Annotated in this window: 29 protein-coding genes; 20 read left to right on the top strand and 9 right to left on the bottom strand. The window is 64.7% G+C overall.

Annotation, left to right across the window (positions count from 1 at the left end):
• Positions 1–192: 192 nt before the first annotated feature.
• Positions 193–1,263: a phosphatase PAP2 family protein gene (locus tag FJ977_RS11040; protein WP_140771231.1), complete on the top strand. Its 1,071-nt coding sequence runs from the start codon at positions 193–195 to the stop codon at positions 1,261–1,263.
• A 79-nt stretch (positions 1,264–1,342) separates the two neighbouring features.
• On the opposite strand, the gene FJ977_RS11035 is transcribed toward FJ977_RS11040, so the two are convergent.
• On the bottom strand, positions 1,343–1,879 hold the full coding sequence (locus FJ977_RS11035) for a hypothetical protein (RefSeq protein WP_181179751.1): 537 nt from the start codon (positions 1,877–1,879) through the stop codon (positions 1,343–1,345).
• Positions 1,880–1,994: 115 nt separating this feature from the next.
• The gene (locus FJ977_RS11030) at positions 1,995–2,321 is read right to left on the bottom strand and encodes a DUF1330 domain-containing protein (protein ID WP_013894455.1); all 327 of its coding nucleotides are present in this window, start codon (positions 2,319–2,321) and stop codon (positions 1,995–1,997) included.
• Between the two features lie 177 nt (positions 2,322–2,498).
• Between FJ977_RS11030 and FJ977_RS11025 the strand changes: the two genes are divergently transcribed.
• The 5 genes from FJ977_RS11025 (at position 2,499) to FJ977_RS11005 (ending at position 6,015) form a co-directional block, all read left to right on the top strand.
• Positions 2,499–3,191 (top strand): helix-turn-helix domain-containing protein, encoded by a 693-nt coding sequence (locus tag FJ977_RS11025; RefSeq protein WP_140771229.1) that lies wholly within the window; start codon positions 2,499–2,501, stop codon positions 3,189–3,191.
• Positions 3,192–3,282: 91 nt separating this feature from the next.
• Positions 3,283–4,401 carry a bifunctional DNA-binding transcriptional regulator/O6-methylguanine-DNA methyltransferase Ada gene (ada, locus tag FJ977_RS11020; RefSeq protein WP_181179749.1) on the top strand — a complete coding sequence of 373 codons (1,119 nt, stop codon included), beginning with the start codon at positions 3,283–3,285 and terminating at the stop codon, positions 4,399–4,401.
• 21 nt (positions 4,402–4,422) lie between these two features.
• Positions 4,423–4,632, top strand: a complete 210-nt coding sequence (locus FJ977_RS11015; RefSeq protein WP_244735460.1) for a hypothetical protein — start codon at positions 4,423–4,425, stop codon at positions 4,630–4,632.
• Between the two features lie 100 nt (positions 4,633–4,732).
• Positions 4,733–5,275: a methylated-DNA--[protein]-cysteine S-methyltransferase gene (locus FJ977_RS11010; protein WP_140771223.1), complete on the top strand. Its 543-nt coding sequence runs from the start codon at positions 4,733–4,735 to the stop codon at positions 5,273–5,275.
• Complete coding sequence (locus tag FJ977_RS11005) at positions 5,272–6,015, top strand: 2OG-Fe(II) oxygenase (RefSeq protein ID WP_140771221.1); 744 nt, start codon at positions 5,272–5,274, stop codon at positions 6,013–6,015. The genes FJ977_RS11010 and FJ977_RS11005 overlap by 4 nt, the downstream gene beginning before the upstream one ends.
• Before the next feature lie 7 nt (positions 6,016–6,022).
• On the opposite strand, the gene FJ977_RS11000 is transcribed toward FJ977_RS11005, so the two are convergent.
• Positions 6,023–6,925: a LysR family transcriptional regulator gene (locus FJ977_RS11000; RefSeq protein WP_140771220.1), complete on the bottom strand. Its 903-nt coding sequence runs from the start codon at positions 6,923–6,925 to the stop codon at positions 6,023–6,025.
• Positions 6,926–7,041: 116 nt separating this feature from the next.
• Between FJ977_RS11000 and FJ977_RS10995 the strand changes: the two genes are divergently transcribed.
• Together FJ977_RS10995 and FJ977_RS10990 are read left to right on the top strand one after the other, a co-directional pair.
• Positions 7,042–7,956, top strand: coding sequence for an alpha/beta hydrolase (locus FJ977_RS10995; protein WP_140771218.1), 915 nt, complete (start codon positions 7,042–7,044; stop codon positions 7,954–7,956).
• A gap of 107 nt (positions 7,957–8,063) precedes the next feature.
• Positions 8,064–8,825, top strand: a complete 762-nt coding sequence (locus FJ977_RS10990) for an alpha/beta hydrolase (RefSeq protein WP_140771216.1) — start codon at positions 8,064–8,066, stop codon at positions 8,823–8,825.
• A 21-nt stretch (positions 8,826–8,846) separates the two neighbouring features.
• On the opposite strand, the gene FJ977_RS10985 is transcribed toward FJ977_RS10990, so the two are convergent.
• The 3 genes from FJ977_RS10985 to FJ977_RS10975 form a co-directional block, all read right to left on the bottom strand.
• Positions 8,847–9,776 (bottom strand): sigma-70 family RNA polymerase sigma factor, encoded by a 930-nt coding sequence (locus FJ977_RS10985; RefSeq protein WP_140771215.1) that lies wholly within the window; start codon positions 9,774–9,776, stop codon positions 8,847–8,849.
• 183 nt (positions 9,777–9,959) lie between these two features.
• A complete protein-coding gene (locus FJ977_RS10980) occupies positions 9,960–10,904 on the bottom strand; it encodes an alpha/beta hydrolase (RefSeq protein WP_140771213.1) in 945 nt (314 codons plus the stop codon).
• Positions 10,905–11,005: 101 nt separating this feature from the next.
• Positions 11,006–11,593 carry a dihydrofolate reductase family protein gene (locus FJ977_RS10975; protein ID WP_140771211.1) on the bottom strand — a complete coding sequence of 196 codons (588 nt, stop codon included), beginning with the start codon at positions 11,591–11,593 and terminating at the stop codon, positions 11,006–11,008.
• A gap of 102 nt (positions 11,594–11,695) precedes the next feature.
• Between FJ977_RS10975 and FJ977_RS10970 the strand changes: the two genes are divergently transcribed.
• The gene (locus FJ977_RS10970) at positions 11,696–12,112 is read left to right on the top strand and encodes a helix-turn-helix domain-containing protein (RefSeq protein ID WP_140771210.1); all 417 of its coding nucleotides are present in this window, start codon (positions 11,696–11,698) and stop codon (positions 12,110–12,112) included.
• 126 nt (positions 12,113–12,238) lie between these two features.
• Complete coding sequence (gene dinB, locus FJ977_RS10965; protein ID WP_140771208.1) at positions 12,239–13,486, top strand: DNA polymerase IV; 1,248 nt, start codon at positions 12,239–12,241, stop codon at positions 13,484–13,486.
• 200 nt (positions 13,487–13,686) lie between these two features.
• Here the strand turns inward: dinB and FJ977_RS10955 are convergent, their stop codons facing one another.
• Positions 13,687–14,217, bottom strand: coding sequence for a sterol desaturase family protein (locus tag FJ977_RS10955; protein WP_140771206.1), 531 nt, complete (start codon positions 14,215–14,217; stop codon positions 13,687–13,689).
• A gap of 189 nt (positions 14,218–14,406) precedes the next feature.
• Between FJ977_RS10955 and FJ977_RS10950 the strand changes: the two genes are divergently transcribed.
• Positions 14,407–14,877, top strand: coding sequence for an NUDIX domain-containing protein (locus tag FJ977_RS10950; protein ID WP_140771204.1), 471 nt, complete (start codon positions 14,407–14,409; stop codon positions 14,875–14,877).
• Between the two features lie 24 nt (positions 14,878–14,901).
• Here FJ977_RS10950 and FJ977_RS10945 read toward each other — a convergent pair whose 3' ends face one another.
• Entirely contained in the window at positions 14,902–15,897 is a 996-nt protein-coding gene (locus FJ977_RS10945) for a LacI family DNA-binding transcriptional regulator (protein ID WP_181179747.1), read from the bottom strand.
• A gap of 364 nt (positions 15,898–16,261) precedes the next feature.
• On the opposite strand from FJ977_RS10945, the gene FJ977_RS10935 reads away from it, so the two are divergent.
• From FJ977_RS10935 to FJ977_RS10920, 4 genes are all read left to right on the top strand, one after another.
• Positions 16,262–17,053, top strand: a complete 792-nt coding sequence (locus tag FJ977_RS10935; RefSeq protein ID WP_140771200.1) for an ABC transporter ATP-binding protein — start codon at positions 16,262–16,264, stop codon at positions 17,051–17,053.
• Positions 17,054–17,121: 68 nt separating this feature from the next.
• The gene (locus FJ977_RS10930) at positions 17,122–17,943 is read left to right on the top strand and encodes an ABC transporter permease (RefSeq protein ID WP_140771198.1); all 822 of its coding nucleotides are present in this window, start codon (positions 17,122–17,124) and stop codon (positions 17,941–17,943) included.
• A gap of 46 nt (positions 17,944–17,989) precedes the next feature.
• Positions 17,990–18,979 carry an ABC transporter substrate-binding protein gene (locus FJ977_RS10925; RefSeq protein ID WP_140771196.1) on the top strand — a complete coding sequence of 330 codons (990 nt, stop codon included), beginning with the start codon at positions 17,990–17,992 and terminating at the stop codon, positions 18,977–18,979.
• Between the two features lie 84 nt (positions 18,980–19,063).
• Positions 19,064–19,972: a nucleoside hydrolase gene (locus FJ977_RS10920; RefSeq protein WP_140771194.1), complete on the top strand. Its 909-nt coding sequence runs from the start codon at positions 19,064–19,066 to the stop codon at positions 19,970–19,972.
• A gap of 108 nt (positions 19,973–20,080) precedes the next feature.
• On the opposite strand, the gene FJ977_RS10915 is transcribed toward FJ977_RS10920, so the two are convergent.
• Complete coding sequence (locus tag FJ977_RS10915) at positions 20,081–21,265, bottom strand: Gfo/Idh/MocA family oxidoreductase (protein ID WP_140771192.1); 1,185 nt, start codon at positions 21,263–21,265, stop codon at positions 20,081–20,083.
• Between the two features lie 290 nt (positions 21,266–21,555).
• Between FJ977_RS10915 and FJ977_RS10905 the strand changes: the two genes are divergently transcribed.
• From FJ977_RS10905 to FJ977_RS10885, 5 genes are all read left to right on the top strand, one after another.
• On the top strand, positions 21,556–22,449 hold the full coding sequence (locus FJ977_RS10905; RefSeq protein WP_140771188.1) for a MurR/RpiR family transcriptional regulator: 894 nt from the start codon (positions 21,556–21,558) through the stop codon (positions 22,447–22,449).
• 78 nt (positions 22,450–22,527) lie between these two features.
• Positions 22,528–23,310, top strand: a complete 783-nt coding sequence (locus tag FJ977_RS10900; protein ID WP_140771187.1) for an SDR family oxidoreductase — start codon at positions 22,528–22,530, stop codon at positions 23,308–23,310.
• The gene (locus tag FJ977_RS10895; RefSeq protein ID WP_140771185.1) at positions 23,307–24,851 is read left to right on the top strand and encodes a mannitol dehydrogenase family protein; all 1,545 of its coding nucleotides are present in this window, start codon (positions 23,307–23,309) and stop codon (positions 24,849–24,851) included. The genes FJ977_RS10900 and FJ977_RS10895 overlap by 4 nt, the downstream gene beginning before the upstream one ends.
• A 22-nt stretch (positions 24,852–24,873) precedes the next feature.
• A complete protein-coding gene (locus tag FJ977_RS10890) occupies positions 24,874–25,788 on the top strand; it encodes a sugar phosphate isomerase/epimerase (protein WP_140771183.1) in 915 nt (304 codons plus the stop codon).
• Between the two features lie 88 nt (positions 25,789–25,876).
• A complete protein-coding gene (locus FJ977_RS10885; RefSeq protein WP_140771181.1) occupies positions 25,877–26,911 on the top strand; it encodes an ABC transporter substrate-binding protein in 1,035 nt (344 codons plus the stop codon).
• Positions 26,912–26,944 lie beyond the last annotated feature (33 nt).

Here is a 26,944-nt window from a genome sequence, read left to right as displayed (position 1 = left end):
CCCGCGAAATCGTCAATACTTGTGCATTTCACGACGACATCTTCGTCAACGATTCCTTGATGAAAAAAGAATAATTATAGACGTCTAATATTTTCAATTTTTATCCTTTGCCAAGTGTAACTGAATAGTAATACACAATATGCAAAAAATACCCATCAATAATGCTTTGGGCAGCTGGCGGGACGTCCTTCAATGAATGCGCACACCGGGCAGCGGGACCGCGATCGCCGGTCTCTTGCCGTTATCGACCTGGACATCGCGGTGACCAGGAGCGGTTGGCTGCTGACCGCCCTGTGCCTGGCCTATGCCCTTACCGCGCTTAGCCTGCAGCCGGACCGCTATCTGCATCTGGCGCAATCCTACACAGAGCCATTTGTCTTCTTCCTGCCTACGCTTCTTGCCGCCGGCCTCGGCGTGATGGCGCTGACATTTGCCAGGCATGGCCCGACGCGGTTCATGCTCGACATGCTCAGGCAGCGCTGGCTAGGCGCGGCACCGGTGATCCTCCTGTCCTTTCTCTGCATTACCGCCTTCACCACCTTTAAGATCGCCATCCCGGAGATCGTGCCATTCTATGCCGACCGCATGCTGGCGGAGCTTGATCTTGGACTGCATGGCGCCGATCCCTGGACATGGGCGCACCGCGTCGTTCCCGAACGCATTTCGGCTATCATCTTCATCGGCTACGGATATGGCTGGCACCTGCAATGGTTCGGCACCTTGCTGTTCGTCGCCTTCTGGAACAACCCGGCAGCGCGTTTGCGTTATTTATGGGCGCTCGCGCTGACCACGATCCTGTGTGGCACCGTTCTGGCCATGGCGCTGTCCTCCACCGGCCCGATATTTCATGACCAGTTCTATGGCGGCGACCGGTTTGCCGCCTTGCAGACCGCGCTGGCGCGGAACAGCTACGCCGCGCCGGTCCATATGTATGCCAGCTATCTGCTCACAGCCTATACAAGCGGCCGCCCAGAACTGGGCGGCGGCATATCCGCCATGCCAAGCATGCATGTCGCCTTCGTCACGCTCAACGCTTTCTTCCTCACCGGTTTCGGCCGCCGCTGGGCCGTTGCCGGCTGGTCTTTTGCAGCACTCATCCTGTTCGGCTCGGTCTATACCGGCTGGCACTATGCCGTGGACGGCTACCTTTCGATCCTTGTCGTGTCCGCGATCTGGTATCTGACAGGGCGTTTCGTCCTGCCGCAAGCGAGCCGGGATACCGTCGGGACGGATCTGCCGTTGCCCGAACCGGTGTCGCAATGACCGGGCCCGGCTGAGGCCGGCAAACCACCTCCAGCTGGCTTTCGGCCAGGCGGCCTTGGCGCCGCCTGGCCTTGGCCCGCTACTGGCTCGGCGCCATCGTGTGTTCGCAAGACACTTTCGGGTTCATGTCGGCGAAGGTGCCGGTCGGGTTGCCCTTCCAGGCCCAGACATGCAGCTCGTAGAATTCACCAAGGCCATAGCGGTTGGGCGCGCTGTTGAAGTTGAACAGCCGTCCGTCCAGCGACGCCGGCCCCTTCGAGGTGATGTATTCGACCGCCACCAGCTTCAAAGTGCCGTCGGCCATCGGCTCGTACATGACGGCCTCGGGACGGGCGATGTCGATCTTGTCGTCCTTCAGGTACTGGCCGTTGACGTAGTGGATACCCATGGCGCCGCCGGTGATGCCGCTGGCGCAGGGAATGGGCGCATAGCCCTCGGCCGTCGCCGCTTTCACGTCAAGAAACCGGCTGTTGGCGGCCCGCACCTTGTCGGCCAGCGGATTGGGGCCGGACGCGGCTTCAGCCGCTTCCTGATGCGCCTGTGCGAAGGTGGTGCAGACGGCCAGCATGGCCCCCGCCATGACAAGCCTGTTGCGAAAACCTGATATCATGTCCATTCCATTCTTCTTGAAAAAGCACGGCTGGCCGGCCGCCGGAAATACGGCGGCGCGACAGGCAAGCGCCGTGGCTGTTGTTGCTTGGAGATCCCGAAAACGATGCGGCGAATGCCGGTCATCCCTTCGGCAGATATGGGATCGTTCCGGCCAGATCGGTGTCGTCGATCAGCTGGAAACGGCTGTCGCTGCCGCCTTGACGGGCCGAAACGAAAGGCGCGTAGGCCGGATCGTTGGTGAAGGCGCGCGCCGCCGCCTCCGACGGGAAAGCCATCAGGGCGATCAGCGTGGTGTCGAGCGGCTTGCCTTCGAGCGTCTTCACATTGCCGCTGCGCGACAGATACTTGCCGCCATGCTTGTGGACGAGGTCGTGCACCGAGGCGGCATAGTCCGGCACCCATTTCGGGTCTTTCATCTTGATGTCCGCGATAAGATAAGCAGTCATGGTCGTCTCCTGGTTGCGGCGCACAGGGGTATCCCGTGTCACCGGCCAAAGGGCTCGCATGGCGGGGCCCTCGCCAACCAGTCCGCGATCTGTACCGGGCCGGTACAGTTTCTGTACTCGCCGCCTCAATCATGAAGGACTAATGTTCGGCCTTGCTTCGAGGGAAGGACACCAATCATGGCCCAGCACGGATACAAGCAGTTCTGCCCGCTATCGATGGCTGCCGAGGTGCTGTGCACCCGCTGGACGATGGTGCTGATGCGCGAGTTGGTGGCCGGTTCGACCCGCTTCAACGACCTGCGCCGCGGCGTCCCAAAAATGTCGCCGACCCTTCTGTCGCAACGGCTCAAGGAGCTCGAGCTGGCAGGGATCGTCGAGCGCAGGGAGGTCCAGGGCGAGAAAGGGATCTTCGATTACCGGCTGACCGAGGCCGGCCGCGATTTGCGCCCGGTCGTCGAGGCGATGGGCTTCTGGGGGCAGAAATGGGTCGAGTCGCGGCTGTCGCTCAAGAACCTCGATCCGTCGCTGCTGATGTGGGACATGCGGCGCAATCTGAACCCATCGCCGCTCCCTGAAGGGCGCACGGTGATACAATTCCTGTATCAGGATCTGCCGGCATCCAAACGCTCGTGGTGGCTGATCGTCGAAAAGCACGGCGAGGTCGACCTTTGCTGGTACGATCCGGGCTTCGATGTCGATCTCTACGTCTCGACCGACCTGCACACGATGACGGCGATCTGGATGGGGTTGCTGACCGTCGAGAAGGCCGGCGCCAAGGTTTCCCTGACCGGCGATCAGGCCATCGGCAGGAAGATGCAGACCTGGCTGGGACTCAGCCCGTTCGCGGTGGAGCCCAAACGCGCGGCGTAAGGGAGCCGCGCCCCTCGCATACGCTTGCGCCATCCTGACATTTGTCAGGAAACGGGTGGCGGCGGCGGCTTTCGGCGGCTTCAATGCTGCCATGTTCGTCACGCTCCAAAGAGACTTGAAATCCACGCCGCTGCCGGTCAGTGACGATCCGCGCTGGGCGCGCATCGTCGCGCGTGACAAATCGGCGGACGGAGAATTCTGGTATTCGGTGGCGACGACCGGCGTCTATTGCCGGCCCTCCTGCCCGTCGCGGCAGGCCAACCCTGCCAATGTGCAACTGCACGACACGCTGGCCCAGGCAAAGGCGACCGGCTTTCGCGCCTGCCGGCGCTGCACCCCGGATGGCCCCTCGCTCGAGGCCGGCAATGCCGCGATGGTCGCCGATGCCTGCCGCAGGATCGAGCAGGGCGAGGAAGAGCCCTCGCTCGCCGAACTCGCCGATGCCGCCGGCCGCAGCGCCGGCTATTTCCACCGCGTCTTCAAGGCGACCACCGGGCTGACGCCGAAGGACTATGCCGCCGCGCACCGCGCCGCCCGGGTCCGCCAGGGTCTGGAGGACGGCGCCAGCGTAACGGCCGCGATCTACGACGCCGGTTTCAATTCGAGCGGCCGCTTCTACGAAAAATCGACCGGCATGCTCGGCATGACGCCGACGCGCTACCGCGCCGGCGGCGCCAACGAGGATATCCGCTTCGCCGTCGGCGAGACCTCGCTCGGCACCATACTGGTGGCGTCGAGCCGCAAGGGCGTCGCCTCGATCCTGCTCGGCGACGATCCGGATGCACTGGTGCGCGACCTGCAGGACCGCTTCCCCAGGGCGCGGCTGATCGGCGGCGACCGCGACTACGAGGCGCTGGTCGCCCGCGTCGTTGGCTTCGTCGAGGCCCCACGGTTCGGTCTCGACCTGCCGCTCGACGTGCGCGGCACCGCGTTCCAGCAGCGCGTCTGGCGGGCCTTGCGGGATATCCCGGTCGGCAGCACGGTTTCCTACGCCGAGATCGCCGAACGCATCGGCTCGCCCAGGGCAACCCGCGCCGTCGCCGGCGCCTGCGCCGCAAACGCCCATGCGGTCGCGATTCCCTGCCACCGCGTGATCCGCAAGGACGGCGCCCTCTCAGGCTATGCCTGGGGTGCCGAGCGCCGGCGCGCGCTTCTCGACCGCGAGGCGGACGGGACGGCGACCGCCGCCGACCGGCCTTCGCGGGCCTGACGAGGATCGGCGATGCGCGCGATGGCCAGGTCTTCCACCACCGGCGCGAACAGCCAGATCGCCAACGGCGCAGCCATCGACGCGAAGTCACGGGTGTTGGCCGCCATCGGCGGCCTGGTCGATGCCGGCAAGGCCGAATTGAGCAGCACCGCGACAGGTGAGATCGAGCTGCGCCTGTCATCAGGCGAAGTGTTCGTGCTGGGCGAGGTGTCCGTCACGCGTGTGGCATAGGCACACTCAAACGCCAAGATTTGAATTTGAAAGCAAGCATCGGAGTGAGGAACGCAAGGCACCTGGCTAGGGTTCGGCCATAGACAAAGGAGTGAAGGCAATGAACCCCATGCAAACTCAAGTGACCGCATCGACGGCGCACGACACCATCGCCTATGCCGCCGGCCAATCCGCGATCGGCCATATCCTGGCCGCCCGCAGCCCCTTCGGCGTCTGCGCCATCCTGATCGGCTCCGACGCCGATGCATTGAAGCAGGATCTCGCCAGCTACTTCCCCGGCACGGCCTTGGCCGAGGACGAGGCCGCCTTGCGTGACGATCTTGCGGCAATAGCGCGCTTCATCGAAACGCCCGCCGCCGGCCTCGACCTGCCGCTCGACATGCGCCACGGCACGCCGTTCCAGCAACGGGTGTGGGAAGTGCTGCGCACCATACCGTGCGGCGCCACCATCACCTACACCGCGCTTGCCCGACGCCTTGGCCAGCCGAACGGCGCGCGCGCCGTGGCGATCGCCTGTGCCGCCAACGCGATCGCGCTCGGCATTCCCTGCCACCGTGTTGTCAGAGCCGACGGCACGCCGTCGGGCTACCGCTGGGGCATCGAGCGCAAGCGCGCGCTGCTGGACAAGGAGGCCGCGATATGAACGCCCATGCCAAGGTTGCCACATCCGTGGTCGAAGCCGCGGAGACCCGCATCACCGGCTACGACTGGCCAGCCCTTGCCGCCGAACTCGACGGGTTCGGCTGCGCGGTGATGCAAAAGCTGCTCTCACCCGAGGAGTGCCGGCGGATCGCCGGCCTCTACCCCCAGGAGCAGCATTTCCGCAGCCATGTCCACATGGCCAGGCACGGTTTCGGCAAGGGCGAATACCGCTACTTCCGCTATCCCTTGCCCGACCTCATCGGCGGCCTGCGCAGCGCGCTCTATCCAAGGCTGGCCGAGGTCGCCAACCGGTGGAACGAACGCATGGGGATCGCCCTGCGCTATCCCCGCACGCATGCCGAGTTTCTGGACCAGTGCCATGCCGCCGGCCAGGAGCGGCCGACGCCGCTTCTGCTGCAATATGTGCCCGGCGACTTCAACTGCCTGCATCAGGACCTCTATGGCGACCTCGCCTTCCCTCTGCAGGTGGCGATCCTGCTCTCCGAACCGGGCGAGGATTTCACCGGCGGCGAATTCGCGCTGACCGAGCAGCGGCCGCGCATGCAGAGCCGGGTCGAAGTGGTGCCGTTGCGCCAGGGCGATGCGGTGGCCTTCGCCGTCCACAACCGGCCGGTGCAGGGGACCAAGGGCACCTACCGCGTCAACCTGCGCCACGGCGTCAGCCGGCTGCGCTCGGGCATGCGCCACACGGCCGGCATCATTTTTCATGATGCCAAGTGAGCGCTGCTCAAGCCTCCCAATAGGGCGGATCGCCAAAGGCATCGCGCAGCCATGTGGTGAGCGCGCGCAGTTTGGCGGATCCGCGCCTATCCTCGGGATAGGCGATATAGATGGTGGCTCCCTGGGGCTCGGCGCCGACATCGACGACCATCAATCGCTTGTCGGCGATCTCGGTCTGGATGAAGTAGGCGGGGAGCAATGCCAGGCCGAGGCCGGCAAGAGCGGCGTCGCGCATCAGGATTCCGTTGTTGACGCGCAACGCCGTTTGTGGGCGGATCGTCACCAGCCGCCGCGAAATCTTGAGCCGCCAGTCGGCGGCGCCCCGGATGGAATAGATGATGCCCTTATGGCGCTTCAGATCTTCGGTGGCCGCGGGCCGTCCGAACCGCTTGATATAGTCCGGCGAGGCCACCAGGAAGCGCTCGCTGGAAGCCAGCTTCTTGACGATGACAGGTCCGTCATCGACGACCGGCCCGTGACGCACGATGGCATCGTAGCCATCGGCCACCATGCTGACGAAACGATCGTCGAGATCAAGCGTCAGTTCGATCCCCGGGTGCCTGGCCAGGAAGCCATACAGCGCCGGGCCGAGATGGAGGATGCCGAAACTGGTCGGCGCCGATATCCTGAGCGGCCCGGCCAGTTCGCCGCGATGTTCGGCGATTTCGGCGCTGGCATCGGCCACCTCTTGCATGATGCGCTTGGCGCGTTCGTAAAAACCCCGCCCCGCTTCGGTGATCGAGAGTTTGCGGGTGGTGCGGTCCAGAAGCTTTGTGCCGAGGCTGCGCTCGAGCTCCGACAGCCGCTCGCTGATGACGGACTTGGACAGGCTCATGCGCCTGGCCGCCTCGCTGATCGAACCGGATTCCGCGACGGCGACAAACGCGGCGGCGGCTTCAAGCTTTAGCATTGTTCGGCGTTCCCGAATTCACAATCAGGCGACCGACGCCTAACGAAATCAAGGGCATGGTGCCATAGTTGGAAGGACCGCGATACGGCGGCCACAAAAGCTCGGGGTAATGCATCATGTTTCGTCCTTTGGTTATCGTGCTTGGTCTGCTGTCACTCGCCGCTCCGGCCTCGGCGCGCGTGATCCCGTTTCCGGCGGGCTTCAAGACCCAGTCGATCGAGACCAACGGCACCAGCCTGCATGTGCGCGTCGGCGGACAAGGGCCCGCAGTCATTCTGCTGCACGGCTTCGGCGATACAGGCGACATGTGGGCACCGGCGGCGACAAAGCTGATGAAGGATCACACGGTGATCGTGCCGGACCTGCGCGGCATGGGCCTTTCGGCGCATCCGGACAGCGGCTACGCCAAGAAGAACCAGGCGGTCGACATCGCCGGTGTGATGGATGCGCTGAAGATCGACAAGGCCGACCTGGTGACGCACGACATCGGCAACATGGTCGGCTATGCGCTGGCCGCGCAATATCCGAAGCGCATCACGAAATGGGTTGTCATCGACGCACCGCTGCCGGGCATAGGTGACTGGGACAAGATCAAGCAAAGCCCGCTGCTATGGCACTTCAACTTCCGCGGCCCCGACATGGAGCGGCTGGTGGCGGGCCGCGAGCGCATCTACCTCGACCGCTTCTACAACGAACTGTCGGCTGACCCGAAGAAGATCGATGAGGCGACGCGCGCCCACTACGCAAAACTCTATGCGCGGCCGCATGCCATGCATGACGCCTTCGAGCAGTTCAAGGCATTCGACCAGGACGCCGTCGACAACCAGGCGATGCTTTCCGCCGGCGGCAAGCTTCCCATGCCGGTGCTCGCGGCCGGCGCGGAGAAATCGGCGGGCACGTCACAGGCCGACATCCTGCGGTTCGTCGCGTCGGACGTGACGGGCGCCATCGTGCCCGCATCCGGCCATTGGATCATGGAAGAAAACCCGGATGCCACGGTCAAGCTGATCACCGATTTCCTCGCCAGGTAACAACCGGCCGGCGATCATTTCGGACCTGCTGAAACCGATGTCATGAAACCAAGCCGATGGGTTGTCCCTCGCAAGGCGGCCCGTCACGACAAAAATGGAGCCATTCGATGTCGTTGTCGCATCTTCTCTTGTCGGGAACCGCCGTCCTGATGGCGATGGCCGCGCCGGCTTCGGCCGCCGGCGCGCCGAAGAAAACGGTCGTGCTGGTGCATGGTGCCTTTGCCGACGGCTCGAGCTGGAGCAAGGTCATCCCCTTGCTGGAGGCCAAGGGGCTCAATGTGGTGGCGGTGCAGAATCCGTTGAGCTCGCTGGCCGCCGATGTCGACGCAACCAGGCGGGTCATCGATGCCCAGCCGGGGCCGGTCATCCTGGTCGGCCATTCCTGGGGCGGTGTCGTCATCAGTCAGGCGGGCGTGAACGACAAGGTCAAGGCGCTGGTCTATGTCGCCGCCTTCGCACCGCCAAAGGGCGTGTCGGTGAACGATCTTGGCAAGGGGCAGCCGCCGCTGCCCTGGGCAAGCGCCCTGGAAGCCGATAGCGGCGGCTATGTCAGGCTAAGCGCTGAAGGCGTCGCCAAACATTTCGCGCAGGACCTGCCGCCGCAGGAAATCAGCCTGATCGCAGCCACGCAAGGTCCGCCCTTTGCCGGTATCTTCGACGAGAAGCTCACGGCCGCCGCCTACGAGACCAAGCCGAGCTTCTACATCGTCGCCAGCCACGACGGCATGATACCGCCGGCGGCTGAAGCCGCGATGGCCAAGGCGATCGGCGCTGAGGTGACCGAGCTTGCGACCAGCCACGTTCCTATGCTGTCCACACCGCGCGAGGTGGCCGATGTCATTCTGGCTGCCGCCGACTCGGTGAAATAGGACGCGGGCCGGATCGGCCCGTCACCCGTCCGTGAAGACCATCTCCAGGATCCAGGGGCAGGCATAATAGTCGGCGATGCGATCGATGACGCCGCCATCGGCATGGATGCGCACCAGATAGGCTGGCCGCCACGCCTCGCCCTGCAGCCTGTCGACCACCAGCACGGCCTCCCCTTCGATCGCATCTTGCCGCATGCGCCAGGGCTCGCCGCGCTCGTATTCGACGAAATAGGGCGAGCGGGAGAGCAGGCCATTGTAGCAGTCCGAAACCCGCAGCCGGGCATCGGCGCTGGTCAGCGCCCGCACCCCGTCCCAGTCCCTGGCATTGAAGAGCTCGACATAGCGGCCGAGCAGCCGCTCCAGTTCGGGGTCGTGCGCGGGTGCCGCGACCGGTTGCGCCGGAAGAGCGGCGAGCTTGGCGCGGCCACGATTGAGCGCCGACTTGACGCCGCCCGATGTCGAGCCGACCAGGTCGGCGATCTCTTCCAGCGAATGGTCGAGGACATCCTTGAGCAGCACGCAGGCGCGCTCCTTCGGCGGCAGGTGCACCACCAGCCGCTCGATGGCGCGGCCGGCGCCCGGACCGGCGGGCTCGACAGGCAGCACGATCTCATCGCTGGCATAGGAGGCTTCGGCCTTGAGCCGCGTGCGGCGGTTGCGGATGAAGTCGATGCACCTGTTATGGGCGATACGAAACAGCCATGGCCGCAATGCCTGTGCATCGTCGAGCAGCGCGATCTTGCGGTAGGCCTCGAACAGCGCCTCCTGCATGATGTCCTCGCCGTCGAGAGCCGAGCCGGTCATGCGCGCGCAGTAGCGGTGCAGACGGACGCGCAAATGCGAGACCGTCTCCAGGAATGCCCTGTAGCGCAGGTCGAACAGGCCTTCGGGATCGAGGCGCGGCTCGATGCCTTGCCTCGTTTCACGGGATGTGCGGATCTGCTGGTTCATCGCGGCACGTCGCTTAGAGCAATTCCAGGAAAAGTGTGTAGCCGTTCGGAATTGCGTCAAAACAAAGAGTTAGAGCAGTTCGCCGTTTCCGTGAAACGGTGAACTGCTCTAACGTCACGGCACCATCGCGCAGGCGCCGTGCATCCACAAGCACGAAGTGCGACCCGATCGGCCCGCCCATGCTTATGCCGCCTTGCCGCTGGCGATCTTCTCGCTGACGGCATCCGGCAGGCCGAGCCTCGGCCGCAGCCAGGCGGCGAAGCGGCCGATCGCGTCATCGGCCTCCGGCGCCCGGCCGGCCATCATCTGGAAGGAGTGCAGCATGCCGTCGAAGACATCGAGGCGCGTCTCGATGCCAGCCTGCCGCGCGCGCTCGGCGAACATGCGGCTTTCGTCGACCAGTGCCTCGTCGGCACCGGCCTGAAGGAAGACGGGCGGAAAGCCGCTGAGATCGGCGTAGAGCGCGCTGACCTCGGGATCGAGCCGGTCGCCGTCGCCGATGAAATTGGTCACCAGCCAGTCGACGGACTCCCTGGCGAAGGCCGGATCCTTCTCGCGGTTGGTCGCGTAGCTGGCGCCGGTCAGCGCCATGTCGAACCAGCCGGAGATGATCAGCGTGGCGGCTGGCAACGGCCGGCCTTGCGAACGCAGCCGCTGCAGGAGGCCATAGGTCAGCACCGCGCCGCAGGAATCGCCGGCAAGCGCGACCCGCCGGGTGTCGAAGCCCTGGTCGACGAGCCAGTTCCAGGCGGCCATCGCCGCCTCGGTCTGGGCCGGATGCTTGGCCTGGTGCGCCAGCGGATAGTCATAGAGCAAGGCCCGGCAGCCGACGGCTTTGGCGAGATGGCCAACCATCTTGCGGTGCGTGTAGATCGAACCGCCGAGGAAGCCGCCGCCATGCGCATAAAACAGCGCCCGCCGCTCGTCGCCGCCCTTCGGCACGATCCACAGCGCCGGCACGCCGCCGGCATCGACCTCGATATAGTCGACGCCGCCGGGTTCGCGGGTCAGCGCCGTCCAGCTGGTGTCGTTGAAATCGATCATCGCCTTTGGGCTGTTGAACGTGCCGGCATTGGCGACGATCGCCGCATAGTGGTTCCTGTTCGCCTCACTCTCAGTGCTCGCCATGATAATCTCCCAGGGTTGCGGATCGCGGGCTGCGCGACCTTCCAAAGCCAAGGACGGACGGGCGGGTGGAAAGGATACGTCGGACCCGGATTTTTCTCTCCTCACCGCGCCGGAGCGTAGCGATTGACCACCATGCCGCAGGCATAGGCCTTCGAGCCGAGCAGAAGCAGGTCCTGGAAACCGCCCTGCTCGAAGATGCGGCGTCCCGCGCCCAGCACCGCCGGGTTGATGAACAGCTGGAACTCGTCGACCAGCCGGGCCGCGATCAGCGCCGATGCAAAGCCGGCACCACCGAAGGCGGCCATGTCGCCGCCCTCGCCTGCCTTCAGCGCCTCGATTTCGCGCGGCAGGTCGCCGCTGACCACCGTCGTGCGCTCCCAGCGCGAGCTTTTCAGCCTGCCGCTCGGCACCACCTTTCGGGCCTCCACGATACGCTGGGCGAAGGCGTAGAACGGATCGGCCGGAAACCTCTTCGCCGCATTGCCCCAATGGGTCAGATACCCCTCCTCGGCCATCTTGCGGCTGAGCAGGATTGTGTCGATGCCGGCGAAGACGGTGTTGAAGTCCCGCTTCAGCTCCTCGTCCCAAGCACTGTCGTCGCCCCACTCCCAGAGCTGCCAGCCATGATCCTCATAGGCGCCGACGAAACCGTCGACCGACATCTGCATCTGAAGGATGAGCTTCTTCATCGTCGTCTCCACATCAAGAGGCAATTGCTTTACTTTTGGAACCATTGACGCAGGCCAAAAATGATGTCAATAGTAAATTGATTTAAAAATGGAAGCATAGAAATGTCGACGCGTGAAAGATCCGGCTGTCCGATCAGCCTGTCGCTGGAACTGCTGGGCGACCGCTGGACGCTGCTCATCATCCGCGACCTGGTCTTCGCCGGGAAAAAGCATTTTCGCGAGTTCCTGCAGTCCGATGAAGGCATCTCCTCACGCACGCTGGCGGAGCGGCTGCAGACGCTACAGGACGAAGGCATCCTCACTCGCAGCGACGACCCGAGCCATGGGCTGAAGGCGATCTACCGGCTGACCGAGGCCGGCATCGACCTTTTGCCGGTGCTGGCCACGCTCGGCGCGTGGGGCAGCAAGCACCGCAAGGCCGACGATCACCTGGCCCGGATTGCCGACGAACTGGCGGCCGGCGGCGAGCCTGCGCTGGAACGGATCAAGGCAACACTGCGGGCAGAGCAGATTGGGTAGGTGGCGGCGCAGCGTTCCCTTCTCCCCTGTAGGAGAAAGTGGAGCTTTCCACAGTCCCGCTTGACAATTGTCTCCTTTTGTTCTCTATTCGTTCTTGTCTATCAGCAACCTCGGATATGCAGCGGGATGGAAACCACAGCCACCATCCTGCATGCCGATCTCGACGCGTTCTACGCCTCGGTCGAGCAGTTGCTCGATCCGTCGCTGCGCGGCAAGCCGATCGCGGTGGGCGGCGGCGTGGTGCTCGCCGCCTCCTATGAAGCGCGCGCCTTCGGCGTGCGCGGCGGCATGCCGGGGCGCAAGGCGCGCGAGCTTTGTCCGCAGCTGATCTTCGTCGGCGGCAATTTCAGCCACTACCAGCGGCTGGGCGACGCGGCGATCAAGGTCCTCGACGATTTCACGCCGGTGGTCGAGCGCATTTCCATCGACGAGGCCTTCGCCGATGTCGCCGGCTGCACGCATCTGTTCGGGCAACCGGCGGAGATCGCCACGGCGATCCGGCGCCGCGTGCGCACGGAACTTGGCCTGCCGATCTCGATCGGCGTGGCCCGCACAAAGCATCTGGCCAAGATCGCCTCGCAGGTCGCCAAGCCCGACGGGCTGGTGGTGGTCGATCCCGGTACCGAACTCGCCTTCCTGCACGATTTGCCGGTCTCGCTGATGTGGGGCGTCGGCCCCGCGACAAAGGCGCGGTTGGCCGAGATCGGCGTCGAGACCATCGGCGAGCTTGCCCGAACGCATAGCGGCGCGCTGACGCGACTGCTCGGCCCCGCCGCCGGCGAAAAGCTTGCCGCCCTGTCGTGGAACCGCGACCCGAGGAAACTGGAAACCAAGCGCCGGGCGCACTCGGCAGGCGCGCAATCGGCGCTTGGCCTGAAGCCGGCCGTGGCGCGGGTGATCGTGCCCACGCTTCTGCACCTGGCCGACCGGGTCGCCAGCCGCCTACGCGCCAAGGCGCGGCCCGGCCGCACGGTGACGGTGCGCGTGCGCTTTGCCGATCTCAGCGCCGTCACGCGCTCGATCACGCTGGATCAGCCCATCTCCGCGACCACCATGCTGGCCGAGATCGCCGGCGACCTGGTGCGCGGCGTCCTCGCCGACCATCGCCAGGAGAAAACGATCTCGCTGCTGGCGATTTCGGTCTCGCATCTCGAGGAAAGTGCCGAACTGCAGCTCGACCTGCCGCTTGGCCTCGCCGACGAGAAGCGCCGCCCCGGCAGTCAAAAAGGCCTGGCCCGATTCGGCGCCGACCGCGCCATCGACAAGATCCGCGAACGCTTCGGCAAACAGGCCGTAGGCTACGGCACGGTGGCGCTCGAAGCGGCACGCTCCGTGCCCGACGAATTCAGGGAACTGGCGGAAAAGGAGCTGTAAGCGCCAGAGCCCTCGCCCTCAGGCTTCCGGGTCAACGCCCGGAAGTAACAGGCGCCGCGGTCACGACGGACAGCAATTCGCGCTTCACCAGCACCGGCTTCTGATAGGTTTTCTTCACGGCAATCCCCAACGTCCAAGCGGTTGGCGGCAAAACAACACCCGGCAAGCATGGCTTGTCAAGGAGCTTGGCGCCACTTGTCTCAAAGCCGGGCCGTGCCGAAAACCCTGTCCCAGAAAATCGACGTCACACCGAAATTGGCGGTGTCGTCGATATGGTGGTGCACAGCATGGCGGCGCTTGAGCGTGTAGAGGTAGCTGGGATGCGAGGGGTGCCAGTGATGGATCATGTGATGAACGCTGATGTACCAGAGATAGCCCAGCATCAGCCCGCAACCGACCGCGCTGGCGGTCGCGAAATCCGAGAGCATCCAAACGGGCAGTACGATCAACGCATGCACGCCGAGACTGAGCCAGGTCGGCGTGCCCACCGAACTGCGCTCCTCGACATGATGACGATCATGCAGATCCCTGATGTAGGGAACGTGATGAAGGACGAAGCGGTGCAGGACGTATTCGATCAGCGTCCACAGGCCCAGGCAGATAAGCATTGTGCCGAGCCAGTCCGGGGCGCTCTCTTCGCCTGCCTCGATCAGCCCGGCGATCCCCAGTACGGCGATCACCAGCGGATAGACCACGAAATCGCTGTAGTAGCCGATCAGACCCAGTTGCATTTCGGACGTCCCACCTGACTTCGACGCAACCCAAACGATGCTGTCAGATTGCAGGCCCCCGCAATGGGGTGCAATGCGGATGCACCTGACATAACGTCGCAATGTCCCGGCGCAAGATCGGCGCCCATGATCCACGCGCAATCAGGTGACCGCCGACTTCGCACCGGCGCCGCAAACGGACATACAAAAATGGCAAAACGCAGTGCAGGCCTGCTGATTTATCGCCGAAGCGGTGGCGATGTCAGGGTGCTTCTGGTTCATCCCGGCGGCCCGTTCTGGGCGAAGAAGGACGATGGCGCCTGGTCGATCCCGAAGGGGCTCGTCGGCGAGGACGAGGACGAACTCGCCGCGGCACAACGCGAGACCGCCGAAGAACTCGGCATCAAGGTCGGCGACCCTTTCGCGCGCCTCGGCGAATACAGGCAGCCGGGCGGCAAGATCGTCATCGCCTGGTCCGTCGAGACCACAACCGAGATCGATGTCGCCGCGATCAGCAGCAATACCTTCACCATGGAATGGCCGCCGCGATCCGGGTCGATGAAGGAATTCCCCGAGGTCGACAGAGCCGGCTGGTTCAGCCTGCCCGAGGCCGAGGTGAAAATCCTTGTCGGGCAGCGCCCGATGCTGGCTGATCTGGCGAAGCAACTGGGGGCAGGATAGCCCGCCAACCCTGTCCCTGTGCCGTCACGTCGTCTCGCGCAAAATCACCGTCGGTTCCATCAGCACCATCCGGCGCGGATGCGTCGGGTCGTCGAGAAAATCGAGCAGCGCGCCGATCGCCAAGGTGCCGGCCTCGGAAATGCGCCGTTCGACGGTGGACAGCGGCCGCACCAGCAGCGGCGCGATGTAGATGTTGTCGAAGCCCATCACCGCGCAATCGTCGGGAACGGCGAGGCCCCGTTCGCGCAGCGCCACGGTCGCGCCCATCGCCAGCATGTCGCTCATGCAGCACATGGCCGAGAAGCTGGTGCGGTCGAGCAGCGTGCGGGTGGCCACCAATCCGAACCTATGGTTGAACGCGCCGCATTCGATCAGGTCGGGATCGACCGGTAGCCCGGCCTCGCGATGCGCCCGCTCGAATCCCGCCCGTCTGATCTTGGTGTTCGAGGCCAAGGGATTGCCGCTGACAAAGGCGATGCGTGTATGTCCTGTCTCGATCAGATGGCGCGCCGACAGGAAGGCCCCCTGCTCGTAATCCGTATCGATGCGCGCGGCCAGGCAATCGAGATCAGGAATTTCCCGGTCCATCGAAACGACGGGAATCCGGAGTCGCTCCAGCAAGTCGGCCTCCGGAATGAGATCGCTGGCGGCCAGCACGATGCCATCGACGCCGTGACTGGCGAGGAAGGTCAGATGCGCCGCCTCCTTTTCAGGATCGGAGTCCGAATTGCACAGGATCGTCGAATAGCCGCGCTCGCGCGCGGCCTGGTCGCAGGCCCGCACCAACTCGGTGAAATAGGCGTTGAGAATGTCGGGCACGATGACGCCGATGACGCGCGAACTGCGGGTGATCAGCGAGCGCGCAATCGAGTTCGGCGTGTAGTTGAGCTCCTTGACCAGCGACCAGATCTTTTCGCGGGTCTGCTCGCCGATCGACTGGTCTTTCCGGTTGAGAACCTTTGAGACCGTTGCCGCCGTCACGCCTGCCAGCCGGGCGATATCCTTGATCGTTGTTGCCACATTCCCTCGCAACCCGGCGAACAATGGCCTGTCGTTCGCCGCCATCGCCACGCGACTAGAGCGTTTCGCCCTTTCGGCGAACGCTCTATCTCTTTGTTTTGACGCAATTCCGAACGGAAAACCGCTGCGCACTTTTCCCGGAATTGCCCTAGCACGGATCGCGATCCCGACAAACAGGTCGCGTCATCCACAGCCCCGGTCGTCGATTTGACAACAAGCCGGAAACCATCTAGGTAAACGTTTACCTACGTTAGTTCAACGTTGTTTTCTGGCGATAAGCACGCCTGCCCGGTGCAGGCCTGCGTGACGCCGGATGGGAGGATCCATGCGTTTCCGAGCCAGCCTGCTTCGCGAGGATTGCTGAATGCCGGAGACGTTACAGGCACAAAGCGCCGCCGGATCCCGAGAATCCGCTCCGACCAAGCTGTCGATCGAGAACCTCAACGTCCGCTTCGGGTCGGTCGTGGCGCTGAACGATGTCAGCCTCGATATCGCCGACGGCGAGTTCGTCTGCATTCTCGGCGCCTCGGGCTGCGGCAAGAGCACGCTGTTCAACGTCGTCTCGGGCCTGCTCAAGGCGACGTCGGGAAAGATCGTGCTCGACGGCCACGATGTCTCCAACCGGCCGGGCCAGGTCGGCTATATGCTGCAGAAGGATCTGATGCTGCCCTGGCGCACCGTGCTGGGCAACATCACGCTGGCCGCGTCGCTGACGCGCGGCGCCACCGCGCGGGACCGGATCGAGGCGGCCGAGCTTGCCAGCCGCTACGGTCTCGGCGATTTCCTCAACCATTATCCGCACGCGCTGTCCGGCGGCATGCGCCAGCGTGTCGCCATGATGCGCACCATCGCCGCCGGCCGCCAGGTGATGCTGCTCGACGAGCCCTTCGGTGCGCTCGACGCGCAGACGCGGCTCGGCATGCAGCAATGGCTGCTGCAGCTCTGGCGCGACCTCAAGCGCACCATCCTGTTCGTCACCCATGATGTCGACGAGGCGATCTATCTCGCCGACCGCATCGTGGTGATGACGCCCCGCCCCGGCCGCATCGCCGAAATCCTCACCGTCGACCTGCCGAGACCCCGGCCGTTGGAAGTGCTGACGACCGACATTTTCGTCGGCCTGAAGCGGCAGATCATGCAGCACCTCTACCACTGACCATCAGGGCACTGACCGATCGGGCATGGACCGATCGCGCACGGACCTCAGGGGATCGGAGTACTCCAATGAACACAAGATTTGGCGCAGCGGCGGGACCGTTCTTGATCTGGGTCGTGGCCATGGTGTTGATCCTGGTCGGCTGGCAGTTGCTGGTCTGGATCTCCGGGCTTCCCACCTATGTCATCCCGCCGCCGGCGCTCGCCTTCTCCACCCTGTTCGACAACTGGCCGCGGCTGTCGGTGCTGACCGGCCAGACGCTCTACGAAACCGCCATCGGCTACGTCATCGGCGCTCTGATCGGCTTCGTGCTTGCGCTCGCCATGGGGCAGATCCGTGTCGTGCAGCGTCTGGTCATGCCGGCCCTGATCATTTCGCAGGCGGTGCCCATCGTCGCCATCGCGGCCCCCCTGGTCATCATCTTCGGCTTCGGCCTGATGCCCAAGCTGATCATCGTCGCGTGGATCGTGTTCTTCCCGGTCGTCGTCAATGTGCTCGACGGTCTCGCCTCGGTCGACCGCGACATGCTCAACCTCGCCCGCCTGATGGGTGGCGGGTCCTTGCGCACCTTCGCCATCGTCAAACTGCCGGCCTGCATCGGCCCGCTGTTTTCCGGTCTCAAGATCGGCGCGACCTATGCGGTGACCGGCGCGGTTATCGGCGAATGGACGGCGTCGTCCAAGCAAGGGCTCGGCACCTATCTGCTCACCGCCAACGCGCAGATGAACACCGCCGGCGTCTACGCCGCCATGCTGCTTCTCACCGTCATCGGTGTCGGCTCGTTCCTGCTCGTCTTCGGGCTCGAAGTGCTGATGACGCCCTGGCGCTCGCGCTCCACCGCACCCGCCTGGGCGCAGTGGAAGCCGGCGGGGGCCAGCACCGCCGCGTGAATTGCCATCAGTTTTGAATAGTCGACAACAACCAAAGGGGAATGCAATGCACAGTGCTTACACCAGGATGATCTCGGCAACCGTCGGCCTCATCGCCCTCGGAACCGCCTTCGCCGCTGCTCCGGCCAGCGCCGCCGATCTCACCACCGTCCGCTTTGTCTATGACTGGGCGAGCGCCGATTTCGAGCTGATCCCGACGCTGGTCGCCCAGCAGAAGGGCTTTTATGAAGCCGAGGGCATCAAGGTCGATGTGATCTTCCCACCGGACTCGCAGACCACCGCGCGGCTGCTTGCCGTCGGCCAGGCCGAGATCGGCTTCGAGGCCACCACCGACGTCGTCTTCGGCGCTGCCCAGGGCATCCCCATCACCTCGATCGGCCTCTACACCAAGAGCAACAATTGGGGCCTGTTCGGCCGCCCCGGCGAGCCGCTCTCGCTCGACAATCTGAAAGGCAAGTCGATCGCCATCTACACCGACTCCTGGACCAAGGCGATGATGCCCTTCGTGCTCAAGGCCGCCAAGCTGACCGAGGATGACGTCAAGCTGATTATCGCGCAGGATTCCGACACCAACCTCTTGCTCGCCGGCAAGATCGACATCGCCACCAACACCGAAAACTATCTGGTGCCGCAGGTGCAGGAGACCTTGAAGAAAGACCCGACCAGCCTCGTCGGCACGGCCGCCGGCGCGCCCGACGTGCCGGTCTGGACCTACACGGCGTCGACCGCCTATCTCGCCGAACATGGCGACATCGCAAAGAAATGGATGCGCGCCACCATCAAGGCCACCGAATGGGCCGCCGAGCACCCCGAGGAGGCCGCTGAAATGTTCACCAAGGCTTATCCGGAGGGCGGCAGCCTTGCCTACAACCTCTCCGGCTGGAAGCTGACCGCGGCCCTGATGAAGGGCGACACCGGCTACATGATGCAGGAAGACAAGAACTGGCTGCCGATCGCCCAGGCGCTGAAGGACACCGACCAGATCAAGGAAGTCCTGCCGGCCTCGAAATACTACACCAACGAACTGCTGAAGTAGCGGCGGGCTGCCCCCCTCAAGACAAGGGCCACTCCGCCGGGGTGGCCCCTTTTTTCCAGTGCAAAGAGAATGGACTTATCACGCATGGCCAAGAGCAGGATCATCATCGATTGCGACCCCGGCGTCGACGACGCCATCGCGCTGCTTCTGGCGTTTGCCTCGCCCGACGAGATCGAGATCGTCGGCATCACGACGGTCATCGGCAACGTCTCGCTGCCGCTGACGACCCGCAACGCGCTGCGCATCACCGCCATGGCCGGCCGCCAGGACATTCCGGTCCATGCCGGCTGCAGCAGGCCGATCATCCTGCCGCGCGTGCAGCGTGGCGCCTCGGTGCACGGCACCGACGGCCTTGGCGACCTTGGCATATCAGACGCCACGCATGAGGCTGAGAGCCAGCATGCGGTGGATTTCATCATCGACACCATCCTGCGCGAACCGGGTGAGATCACGCTCTGCCCGATCGGCCCGATGACCAACATCGCGCTGGCGCTGATCAAGGAACCGTCCATCGCCGAGAAGATCAAGGCCATCGTCTTCATGGGCGGCGCTGCCTTCACCCCCGGCAACACCGCGACCGACGCCGAGTTCAACATCTGGATCGACCCGCATGCCGCGCAGGTCGTGCTGTCATCCGGCATTCCCATGACCATGTTCGGCCTCGACGCGACCCGCCACGCGACGCTGACCAAGGCGCGCTTCGACCAGCTCGAGCGCGACGCCAGCCCGATCATGCAGACCGCCATCGCCATTATGCGCCACTATGGCAGCGGCGACGCCAGCCTGCACGACCCCTGCGTGACGGCATTCCTGATCGACCCGACCCTGTTCAGGGGCGTCGACGCGGTGATCGAAGTCGAATGCGACCAGGCCGGCGCCTACGGCCGCACGCGGGCGGTCGAAAACGGCAACGGCCGGCCGGTACATGTCATCACCGAAGTCGATGACGAGCGGTTGTTCCAGCTGATCGACCAGCGGCTGCGGCTTTTGTAGATCAAGGCGGGAATCAGGTATCCGCCTTCGCTGAAGGGCAGCGCCAGTGGGGGAGCGCCGTAGACGAATTGCCTCTGCGGCTAAACCACGGCAGTTCACCGTCCCGCCTCACCCAAGCCTTGCCGCCGTCCAAGCCCCGCCCGCCGCGTTCGACTCCACCGCCGCCGCAACGAACTTCACGCCCCGCGCGCCATCGACCACATCCGGCACCTGCGCCGCGCGCGCCGGATCGACCACCCCGCCAGAGCGATGGGCGCGGATGATATCCGCGGCGTCACGATAGAAATTGGCGAAGGCCTCGATATAGCCTTCCGGGTGCGCCGCCGGCATGCGTGACACGCGCCGCGCCTCCGCCGTCGATCCGTGGCCGCCGCGCACCAGCGTGCGGGTTTCCTCGCCATAGGGCGAAAAGCGCAGTTCCTCCGGCCGCCCACCCGACCATTCGAGCCCGGCTTTGTCGCCATAGATGCGCACGGAGAGATCATTGTAGTGGCCAGGCGAGGTCTGGCTGGCCAGGATCGTGCCGCGCGCGCCGTCCGTCCAGCGCACCAGCACATGCGCGTTGTCGTCGAGCCGGCGCCCTGGCACGGCGGTGAACAGGTCGGCCGAGACCGCCTCGGCCTCGCGGCCGGAGATGAAGCTCGCCAGGTTGAAGGCATGCACGCCGATATCGGCCAGGACAGCCGACTGCCCTGCCCTTGCCGGATCGGTGCGCCACTCCGCCTGCTTCTGGCCCTCGGCGTCGATCGGCTTGGTCAGCCAGTCCTGGATATAGGCGCCATGCACCGATACGATCCGTCCGAGCTCGCCCGCCATCACCATTTCGCGCGCCTGGCGCACCATGGCGTAGCCTGTGTTGTTGAGCGTGACGACGAAGCGGCGTTTTCTTGCTCGTGCCAGCGCCACCAGCGCTTCGGCATCACCGATTGTCGTCGACAGCGGCTTGTCGCAGATGACGTCGATGCCGGCCTCGAGGAAGGCGGTGGCGATCGGCGCGTGCAGATGGTTGGGCGTGACGATGACCACCGCCTCGATACCGTCGGGCCGCGCGGCTTCGGCCTTGGCCATGGCATGGTAATCGGCATAGCTGCGTTCCGGCGCGATGCCGATCTCGGCGGCCGAAGCGGCGGCGTTCTCCGGGTCGGACGATAGCGCGCCGGCCACCAGCGCGATCTGGTCGTCGAGGCGCATCGCCAACCGGTGCACCGCGCCGATAAAGGCATTGCGGCCGCCGCCGACCATGCCGACCCTCAGGCGCTTGCCCGCCGACCCATCCGATGTTGCGTAGACCATGTTTTCTCCTCCTCCACCGATCACTTTGTCATCCTGGGGCGGAGCAAGGAGCGCAGCGACGCGGCGCAGACCCCAGGATCCATGCCGCGACTTCAAAGCGTTGCAACGGTCAGGATTTTTCCTTCCGCCGCATTCTTCGACAACCGTCATGGGCATGGATCCGAGGGGCTCCGCGACGGAGCTTCGCTCCTGCTTCGTCCTGGGATGACGACAGTGAGCCCCTACCACTTTCGAACATAATTTCCAATTTCCTTATTGTAATACGATTGTGCCGCGCTAGCCTGACCATCATGAGTGGGGCGGGCAAATCATCGGGACGGTCTCTCAGCGACGAGGCGGCGACACGCAAGCGCGGTCGCTCGCTGGCGGCATTGGGCTATATCCAGCCGCAGACCTATGAGGAACTGCGCGCCGTGCTGTCGTCGGGCACCGTGCATTTCCCCAAGCGCCTGCGCCAGGTGGCGATCTTCCTGTGGCAGCATCCGAGCGATGTCGCGCTCGGCACCATCGCCCAGGTGGCGGCACAGGCCGGCGTGCAGCCCTCGACCCTGGTGCGCTTCGCGCAGATCTTCGGCTATTCCGGTTTTTCCGATTTCCAGGGCTTGTTCAAGGAGCACATCAAGGGGTCGTGGCCGGACGGGCGCGGCGAGCAGCGGACCGAGGCCGAACCCAATGCTCTGCTGCATTTCCTGCATGGCATGGTCGGCGCCTCCCAGGCCTCGCTTGGCCGCATCGAGGCGGGCTTCGACGTCGGGAGTTTCGAGAAGATGGTGGAGGTGCTGGCGGCCGCCGACCTGATCTATGTCATCGGCTCCAAGCGCGCCTTCCCGGTCACCACCTATCTGTCGCTGACGCTCTCCCAGCAGGGCGTGCGCAACGTGCTGGTCGACAATGTCGGCTCCACCGCGCTCGACCAGGTCGGCTGCATTGGCGCGCGCGATGCCGTGCTGGCGGTGTCCTTCAGCCCTTACAATTCGATCACGCCCGACCTCGTGGCGGTGGCGCATGAGCGCAAGGCCCGCATCGTCACCATCACCGACAGCACCTTCAGCCCGCTGATCCGGCTGTCGGACAGCTGGCTGGAGGTGGTGGAATCCGACTTCGCCGGCTTCCGCTCGCTGGCGGCGTCGCTGGCGGTCGGCATGGCACTGGTCCAAGGCGTCGCGGCAAAGCGCGGCACATGAGGTGATGCTGGCACAATTGACTATCGGGAATTATCGTTCCATATTTTAAAAAATAGAAACTTTGTTCCGGGAGGAGGAATGGAGATCAGGCTCGACGGCAAGGTGATATTGGTCACCGGGTCGACGCAAGGCATCGGCCGCGCCATCGCCGAGACGCTGGCGCGCTCCGGCGCGGCCGGGCTGCTGGTGACCGGCCGCGAGAAGACGCGTGGCGATGCGGTGGCGGCGGAGCTTTCGCGGCTGGGCACGCCGACTGTCTTCGTCGCAGCCGACCTCGGAGACCCGGCAACTCCTGCCCTTTTGGCGCAGGCCTGCATCGAGCGCTTCGGCCGCATCGACGGCCTGGTCAACGCGGCGGGGCTGACCGACCGCGCCTCCTTCCTCGATGCCAGCCTCGACGATTGGGCCTCGCTGTTCGCCGTCAACGCGCGCGCGCCCTTCTTCCTGATGCAGGCGGCCATCGCCGACATGAAGAAGCGCGGCGAGCGCGGCGCCATCGTCAACATCCTGTCCATCAACGCCCATTGCGGCTCGCCCGAGCTTGCCGTCTATTCCGCCACCAAGGGCGCTCTGGCGACGCTGACCAAGAACGCCGCCAACGCCCATCGTTTCGACCGCATCCGCGTCAACGGCATCAATGTCGGCTGGACCGACACACCGGCCGAACGCACCATGCAGTCCGAAACGCTCGGCCATGGCCCCGGCTGGCTCGACGTCGCCAACGCCGCACAGCCTTTCGGCAGGCTGCTCGAGCCAGGCGATATCGCCAGCCTTGCCGTCTTCCTGCTTTCCGACGCGGCCGGGCCGATGACCGGCGCCGTCATCGATCAGGAGCAGTCGGTGATCGGGGCGAACCGGTGAACGCTACTCCCAAATCGGCGGAAACACTTGGGCCGGCCTTGCTTGACCGGCTTCCGTCCGCTGTCCAGACACCGTCCTATGACCGCGCGGCGTTGGCCCCCGGCATGGCGCATCTCGGCGTCGGTGCCTTCCACCGTTGCCACCAGGCCGAATACACGGATGATCTGCTCTCGCTCCAGTTCGACCGCTGGGGCATTGTCGGCATCAACATCCGCCCGCCTCGCCTTGCCGACACGATCGGCCGGCAGGGCGGGCTCTATACGCGGCTGATCCGCGAGAACAGCCATGTCGAGGCACGCGTCATCGGCAGCATCGTCGAAGTGGTCGACAGCCAGGATAGCGCCACGCCGGCGCTCGATGTGCTGGCCTCGCCCGACATCGAACTGGTGACGATGACGGTTACGGAAAAGGGCTATTGCCACATCCCGTCCAGCGGCGCGCTCGACCTCGGCCACCCTGACATCGTCCACGACCTCGCCAACCCGCAAGCACCGCGCAGCGTGCCTGGCCTGTTGACGCGGGCGCTGGAATTGCGCCGGGCCACGCATGGCCGGGCGCTGACGCTGCTCTCCTGCGACAACATCCCGACCAACGGCGTCATCCTCGAAACTGTCGTGCGGACGTTTGCCGAACGGCGCGGCGATGGCCTTGCCAACTGGATCGCGGCCAATGCCGCCTTCCCTTCGGCCATGGTCGACCGCATCGCACCGGCGGTGACGCAGGACGATCTTGACAGCGTCGAACAATGGTTCGGCTACCGAGATGCCGCCGTTGCCGTCGGCGAACCGTTCCGGCAATGGGTGATCGAGAAGAAATTCGCCGGCCGCATGCCGCGCTGGGATCTGGCCGGCGCGACCTTCGTCGAAGACGTGACGCCGTTCGAGCATCTCAAGATGCGGGTGTTGAACGGCGCCCAGACGACGCTTGCGACCCTCGGCGTGCTGGCCGGACTTGAACACACATTCGACGCCATCGCCGACCCGCTGCTGTCGGTCTTCGTGCACCGCATGCTTGTCGAGGAAACGCTGCCGACGCTGACGCCGGTGCCCGGCATGGAGCCGCTGGCTTACGTCGAGCAAAGCCTTGGCCGGCTGAAGAACACGGCCATCCGCCACCGCAACCACCAGATCGCCACCGACGGCTCGCAGAAGATCGTGCAGCGCCTGCTCAACCCGATCCGCGACCGCTTGCGGCAGGGCCAGGGCATCGGCCTTCTGTCGGTGCCGGTCGCCGGATGGATGGCTTACCTCATCCAGGCCTCGGCCCGCTTCGGCAAACGCTGGCCGGTGTCGGATCCCTATGCCGGCAAGGTCGCCGAGATCGCGGACATGACCGGGCGCGATGCGCCGGCGCTGGCCTCCGCCATTCTCGCGATCGACACGATTTTCGACCCTGGCCTGGCCGCGAACGCCATGTTCCGCGAGGCCGTGACCGCGGCGCTTGGCGAGCTGCTCTCGGACGACCCGATGGCGGCTGTCAGGCACAGTCTTGAACAAGATGAGGTCGCGAGGTTGAAGCGATCCAAACAATCGGCATTATAGGCACTGGCTTTAGGGAGGCATGATGAAACTTGGTGTGCTTACGGCACCGTTCGCGCAGACGCCGCTTGGCGAGGTTGCCGGCTGGGCGAGTTCCGTCGGCTTCGAGGCGTTGGAAATCGCCTGCTGGCCGAAAACATCTGGCGCCACCCGCCGCTATGCCGGCACCAGCCACATCGATGCGGATGGCACCTCCCCCGCGCAGGCCAAGGAAATCGTTGCCTCGCTGGCGCAGAAGAACCTCGCTGTATCAGGCCTCGGCTACTATCCCAACCCGCTGCACCCGGATGCCGCGCACCGCGAGGCGGTCATCGGCCATCTGAAGAAGGTGATCGTGCTGGCCGCCAATATGGGCGTGCCGGTCGTCAACACCTTCTGCGGCGGCGATGCGTCCAAGACCGTCGACGTCAACTGGCAGGACGCGCTGAAGATCTGGCCCGAGATCGTCGCCTATGCGCGTGGGCACGGGGTGAAACTCGCTTTCGAGAACTGCCCGATGATCTTCAGCCATGACGAGTGGCCGGGCGGGCACAACATCGCCTATTCGCCGCAGGTCTGGCGCCGCATCCTGGAGGCCTGGGGCGGCGATGTCGGCATGAATTTCGACCCCTCGCACCTCGTCTGGCAGATGATCGACCAGGCCCGCTTCATCAGGGAGTTCGGCCCCTACATGCTGCATGTCCACGCCAAGGACCTGATGATTGATCATGATGGTTTGTACGAGCGCGGAATCCTTTCGGCTGGCATAGGCTGGCAGGTGCCGCGCATGCCGGGGTTGGGCGATGTCGACTGGAGCGGCTTCTTCTCCGGCCTTTACCGCGCCGGTTATGATGGATCCGTCATCATCGAACACGAGGACAGGCGATTTGAAGGCAGCGACGACCAGGTGAAGCGCGGTTTCCTGCTCGCCCGCGACGTGCTGCGTCCCTTCGTCAAATGAACGAGCGCGCGCCGCATGACTCACTTTGTCAGCGGCGTGTTCTAACAGGTTGAACTGAAACTGAAAAACAATGTGGAGGAGTACTGAAATGAAGAAAATCCTGACCATGGTCCCGCTGCTTGCGGGCGCGGCCTTGCTGGCCTCGGTGGGCGTCTCGTCGGCCGCCGGCAAATACACGATCGGCATTTCCAACACCGTGCAGGGCAATGGCTGGCGCGAGGAGATGGTCTGCGCCATGAAGGCGCAGGCGCTGGCTTCGGGCGAAGTCACCAAGCTCAACATCGCCCACCGCAACACCGATGCCGCCGGCCAGTTGGAAGACATCCGCAACCTGATCAGCGCCAAGGTCGACGCCATCGTCGTCAACCCCGCCGATCCGGCCGGCATCAAGGCAGGCCTGGAAGAAGCCACCAAGGCCGGCATCGTCGTCGTCGCCGTCGACCAGGCGGTCACCGAACCGTCGGCCTACATCATCTCCAACAACCAGGAGCAGTATGCCTATCTCGGTGCCAAGTGGCTGTTCCAGCAGATGGGCGGCAAGGGCGAGGTGTTCTACATGCGCGGCGCCGCCGGCGCTTCCGCCGACAGCGATCGTGACAAAGGCTTCAAGAAGGCGCTGGCCGAATTCCCCGATGTGAAGGTCGCCCAGGAAGTCTTCACCGGCTGGCAGCAGGACCAGGCCAAGCAGCAGATGCTGTCTTTCCTCGCCACCGGCACGCCGTTCAACGGCGTCTGGACGTCGGGCATCGACAACGTCATCGTCGACGCGCTGGTTGAATCGCAGGCGCCTTTGGTGCCGGTGGTCGGCGCCGACAATGCCGGCTTCGTCGGCCAGCTGAGCTCGGTCAAGGGCCTCGTCGGCGCTGCCGTCACCAACCCCGGCTCGATCGGCGGCGCGGGCGTGACGCTGGCCCTGCAGATCCTCGACGGCAAGAAGCCGGCACAGCAGACCGTGCTGGTCGACCCGCAGCTGTGGGAAAACGCCACCGAGGAAGGCAAGGCCAAGCTGAAGGCCGCCGCCGACCCGTCGCTCAGCCCCGAATGGCCGGTCTCGATCTCGATCCCGGACTGGACGACGTATACGAAGGACCAGATCGTGGCCTGCAAGGGCCCGGGGGAGTAAGTGGGGCTTTGATTGTGTAGCGAGGACGGCGAA

The organism is Mesorhizobium sp. B2-1-3A, assembly GCF_006442655.1.
Classification (GTDB): domain Bacteria; phylum Pseudomonadota; class Alphaproteobacteria; order Rhizobiales; family Rhizobiaceae; genus Mesorhizobium.
This window is presented reverse-complemented; position numbering and strand designations above follow the sequence as displayed.

Bases quoted from the DNA above. Each gene is read 5' to 3' on its own strand.
- FJ977_RS10905 (WP_140771188.1), top strand. From the start codon at position 21,556: ATGAGTGGGGCGGGCAAATCATCGGGACGGTCTCTCAGCGACGAGGCG.
- FJ977_RS10900 (WP_140771187.1), top strand. From the start codon at position 22,528: ATGGAGATCAGGCTCGACGGCAAGGTGATATTGGTCACCGGGTCGACG.
- FJ977_RS11035 (WP_181179751.1), bottom strand. From the start codon at position 1,879: ATGGACATGATATCAGGTTTTCGCAACAGGCTTGTCATGGCGGGGGCC.
- FJ977_RS10920 (WP_140771194.1), top strand. From the start codon at position 19,064: ATGGCCAAGAGCAGGATCATCATCGATTGCGACCCCGGCGTCGACGAC.
- FJ977_RS10915 (WP_140771192.1), bottom strand. From the start codon at position 21,265: ATGGTCTACGCAACATCGGATGGGTCGGCGGGCAAGCGCCTGAGGGTC.
- FJ977_RS11030 (WP_013894455.1), bottom strand. From the start codon at position 2,321: ATGACTGCTTATCTTATCGCGGACATCAAGATGAAAGACCCGAAATGG.
- FJ977_RS10970 (WP_140771210.1), top strand. From the start codon at position 11,696: ATGTCGACGCGTGAAAGATCCGGCTGTCCGATCAGCCTGTCGCTGGAA.
- FJ977_RS10955 (WP_140771206.1), bottom strand. From the start codon at position 14,217: ATGCAACTGGGTCTGATCGGCTACTACAGCGATTTCGTGGTCTATCCG.
- FJ977_RS11000 (WP_140771220.1), bottom strand. From the start codon at position 6,925: ATGCTAAAGCTTGAAGCCGCCGCCGCGTTTGTCGCCGTCGCGGAATCC.
- FJ977_RS11015 (WP_244735460.1), top strand. From the start codon at position 4,423: ATGGCCAGGTCTTCCACCACCGGCGCGAACAGCCAGATCGCCAACGGC.
- FJ977_RS10925 (WP_140771196.1), top strand. From the start codon at position 17,990: ATGCACAGTGCTTACACCAGGATGATCTCGGCAACCGTCGGCCTCATC.
- FJ977_RS10935 (WP_140771200.1), top strand. From the start codon at position 16,262: ATGCCGGAGACGTTACAGGCACAAAGCGCCGCCGGATCCCGAGAATCC.
- FJ977_RS10980 (WP_140771213.1), bottom strand. From the start codon at position 10,904: ATGGCGAGCACTGAGAGTGAGGCGAACAGGAACCACTATGCGGCGATC.
- FJ977_RS10950 (WP_140771204.1), top strand. From the start codon at position 14,407: ATGGCAAAACGCAGTGCAGGCCTGCTGATTTATCGCCGAAGCGGTGGC.
- FJ977_RS11010 (WP_140771223.1), top strand. From the start codon at position 4,733: ATGAACCCCATGCAAACTCAAGTGACCGCATCGACGGCGCACGACACC.
- FJ977_RS10995 (WP_140771218.1), top strand. From the start codon at position 7,042: ATGTTTCGTCCTTTGGTTATCGTGCTTGGTCTGCTGTCACTCGCCGCT.
- ada (WP_181179749.1), top strand. From the start codon at position 3,283: ATGTTCGTCACGCTCCAAAGAGACTTGAAATCCACGCCGCTGCCGGTC.
- FJ977_RS10975 (WP_140771211.1), bottom strand. From the start codon at position 11,593: ATGAAGAAGCTCATCCTTCAGATGCAGATGTCGGTCGACGGTTTCGTC.
- FJ977_RS11040 (WP_140771231.1), top strand. From the start codon at position 193: ATGAATGCGCACACCGGGCAGCGGGACCGCGATCGCCGGTCTCTTGCC.
- FJ977_RS10885 (WP_140771181.1), top strand. From the start codon at position 25,877: ATGAAGAAAATCCTGACCATGGTCCCGCTGCTTGCGGGCGCGGCCTTG.
- dinB (WP_140771208.1), top strand. From the start codon at position 12,239: ATGGAAACCACAGCCACCATCCTGCATGCCGATCTCGACGCGTTCTAC.
- FJ977_RS10890 (WP_140771183.1), top strand. From the start codon at position 24,874: ATGAAACTTGGTGTGCTTACGGCACCGTTCGCGCAGACGCCGCTTGGC.
- FJ977_RS11005 (WP_140771221.1), top strand. From the start codon at position 5,272: ATGAACGCCCATGCCAAGGTTGCCACATCCGTGGTCGAAGCCGCGGAG.
- FJ977_RS10930 (WP_140771198.1), top strand. From the start codon at position 17,122: ATGAACACAAGATTTGGCGCAGCGGCGGGACCGTTCTTGATCTGGGTC.
- FJ977_RS10990 (WP_140771216.1), top strand. From the start codon at position 8,064: ATGTCGTTGTCGCATCTTCTCTTGTCGGGAACCGCCGTCCTGATGGCG.
- FJ977_RS10985 (WP_140771215.1), bottom strand. From the start codon at position 9,776: ATGAACCAGCAGATCCGCACATCCCGTGAAACGAGGCAAGGCATCGAG.
- FJ977_RS11025 (WP_140771229.1), top strand. From the start codon at position 2,499: ATGGCCCAGCACGGATACAAGCAGTTCTGCCCGCTATCGATGGCTGCC.